Here is a 2,739-nt window from a genome sequence, read left to right on the forward strand (position 1 = left end):
GCATAGCCGACCCCGCCCATCGAGCGCTTGACGAAGAAGATCGTCTTGGCCTTGTCGACGTCGAACACCGGCATGCCGTAGATCGGCGAGGACTTGTCGGTCTTGGCCGCTGGATTGACGACGTCGTTCGCGCCGATGATGAAGGCCACATCGGCCTGCGCGAACTCGCTGTTGATGTCTTCCAGCTCGAACACTTCATCGTAAGGCACGTTGGCTTCGGCCAGCAGCACGTTCATGTGGCCCGGCATGCGGCCTGCGACCGGGTGGATCGCGTACTTCACGTTGACGCCGTGCGCCTTGAGCTGATCGCCCATCTCGCGCAATGCGTGCTGTGCCTGCGAAACCGCCATGCCATAGCCTGGAATGATGATGACGCTCTCGGCCTCCTTCATCATGTAGGCCGCATCTTCGGCCGAACCGCGCTTCCACGGACGCTGTTCCTTTGCCGCGCCGCCAGATGCTTCAGGCGCCGCGCCAAAGCCGCCCGCGATTACCGAGAGGAAGCTGCGATTCATCGCCTTGCACATGATGTACGACAGGATTGCGCCCGACGATCCGACCAGCGCGCCGGTGATGATCATCGCGGTGTTGTGCAGCGTGAAGCCCATCGCCGCCGCAGCCCAGCCCGAATACGAGTTGAGCATCGAGACGACCACCGGCATGTCCGCGCCGCCGATCGGAATGATCAGCAGGAAGCCGATGATGAACGACAGCACCGTGATCGCCACGATCACCCACTGGCTCTGGTCCTGCGTGAAGTACGCCACGAGGCCGAGGATCGCGATCAATGTGCCAAGGTTCAGCACATGGCGTCCGGGCAGCATGATCGGCGAGCCGCTCATCTTGCCGGCGAGCTTGAGGAACGCGATGATCGAGCCCGAGAACGTGATCGCGCCGATGGCAATGCCAAGGCCCATCTCGATCCGGCTCTGCACCTCGATAACCCCGTCCGCCCCGGCAATGCCGAACGCGATGGGGTTGAGGTAGGCAGCAAGGCCGACCAGCACAGCGGCAAGACCGACGAGCGAGTGGAATGCCGCCACAAGCTGCGGCATGTCGGTCATCTTGATCTTGCGTGCGGTGACGAAGCCGACACCGCCGCCGATTGCCAAGGCACCGATGATCTCAGGCAAGCTGGCGATGGAATGGGTGTAGAGCGTGGTCACCATGGCGATCGCCATGCCGATCATGCCGTAACGGTTACCAGCGCGCGATGTCGCCGGGCTCGAAAGCCCACGCAGCGCGAGGATGAACAGGACGCCGGAGACGAGGTAGGCGAGCATCGCCCACGAAGGAGTTGCGATGTGTTCCATCACTTCTTCTCCTTCTTCTTGTACATCGCCAGCATGCGCTCGGTCACGGCAAAGCCGCCGAAGATGTTGACAGAAGCCAGCACCACCGCGCCAAGCCCCAGCCACTTCGAAACGACCGAACCTTCAGCCGCCGCCGCGACCAGCGCGCCGACCACGATCACCGAGGAAATCGCATTGGTCACCGCCATCAGTGGCGTGTGCAGCGCAGGCGTAACCGACCACACCACGTAATAGCCCACGAAACAGGCCATCACGAAAATCGAGAGAATTGCAATAAAGTCCATGGTCAGCCCCCCTCAGCCGAGCAGTCGTTCGTTCACGACCCTGCCGCCCTGCGTCAGGCGGATGGCGTTGCCGATTTCCTCGTCCAGAACGGGCTTGCCCGCTTCCTTGTCCCAGAAGGCCGAAAGGAAGTTGTAGAGGTTGCGCGCGAACAGCGCCGAGGCGTCTGCGGCCAAATGCGTCGCAGTGTTCGAATACCCGACGATCTTGACGCCGTGCTTTTCGACCACCTGATCAGCGACCGAGCCCTCGACGTTGCCGCCTTGCGAGACGGCAAGATCGAAGATCACCGAGCCCGGCTTCATCGTGGCGATCTGCGCATCTGTGATCAGGCGCGGCGCAGCGCGGCCCGGGATCAGCGCGGTGGTGATCACGATGTCCTGCTTGGCGATGTGCGAGGACACCAGTTCGGCCTGAGCCTTCTGATATTCCTCGCTCATTTCCGTGGCGTAACCACCAGCACCTTCGCCCTCGATACCAGCCACGCTTTCAACGAAGATCGGCTTGGCGCCGAGCGACTGGATCTGCTCCTTGGTGGCCGAACGCACGTCTGTCGCCGACACCTGCGCGCCGAGACGGCGAGCGGTGGCGATGGCCTGTAGCCCGGCAACACCCACGCCCATGATGAATGCCTTGGCAGCGGACACAGTGCCCGCCGCCGTCATCATCATCGGGAAGGCCCGGCCATAGATATTGGCGGCAGTCAGAACCGCCTTGTATCCGGCCAGGTTCGATTGAGAGGAAAGGATATCCATCGACTGCGCACGCGTGATGCGCGGCATGAATTCCATGGCGAGCGCTTCGAGCCCGGCAGAAGCATAGGCATCGACCCGGTCACGCCGCACGAAGGGATCAAGCCCTGCGACGACCCATGCGCCCGGCTTTACGCCTGCCAGCAGATCGGCCTCAGCCCCCTGCACGCCCAGCACGATGTCAGCGTCTTTCGCCGCATCCGCTGCGACGATTTCGGCTCCAGCAGCGCGATAGTCATCGTCGCCGATCGAAGCACCGGTGCCCGCGCCGCTTTCCACCACGACCGAGGCCCCAAGGGCAATGAACTTTTTGACCGTTTCCGGCGTGGCCGAAACTCGGCTCTCCCCTGTCGCACGTTCCCGAAGGACGGCGATCTTCATTGCCTCGGCCA

Annotated in this window: 3 protein-coding genes; all 3 read right to left on the reverse strand. The window is 62.7% G+C overall.

What is annotated here, in order from left to right:
- Positions 1–1,313 (reverse strand): NAD(P)(+) transhydrogenase (Re/Si-specific) subunit beta (locus GGQ88_RS20975; RefSeq protein ID WP_183615346.1); only part of this gene is annotated, 1,313 nt, incomplete at its 3' end.
- Complete coding sequence (locus tag GGQ88_RS20980) at positions 1,313–1,597, reverse strand: NAD(P) transhydrogenase subunit alpha part 2 (protein WP_183615347.1); 285 nt, start codon at positions 1,595–1,597, stop codon at positions 1,313–1,315. The genes GGQ88_RS20980 and GGQ88_RS20975, both read right to left, overlap by 1 nt.
- Before the next feature lie 12 nt (positions 1,598–1,609).
- Complete coding sequence (locus GGQ88_RS20985; protein ID WP_183615348.1) at positions 1,610–2,728, reverse strand: NAD(P) transhydrogenase subunit alpha; 1,119 nt, start codon at positions 2,726–2,728, stop codon at positions 1,610–1,612.
- Between the last annotated feature and the right edge of the window lie 11 nt (positions 2,729–2,739).

It is taken from the genome of Novosphingobium hassiacum (assembly GCF_014196055.1).
GTDB lineage: Bacteria > Pseudomonadota > Alphaproteobacteria > Sphingomonadales > Sphingomonadaceae > Novosphingobium > Novosphingobium hassiacum.

What these genes read in the sequence shown, in the direction of transcription:
- GGQ88_RS20980 (WP_183615347.1), bottom strand. Translation starts at nt 1,597, where the DNA reads ATGGACTTTATTGCAATTCTCTCGATTTTCGTGATGGCCTGTTTCGTG.
- GGQ88_RS20985 (WP_183615348.1), bottom strand. Translation starts at nt 2,728, where the DNA reads ATGAAGATCGCCGTCCTTCGGGAACGTGCGACAGGGGAGAGCCGAGTT.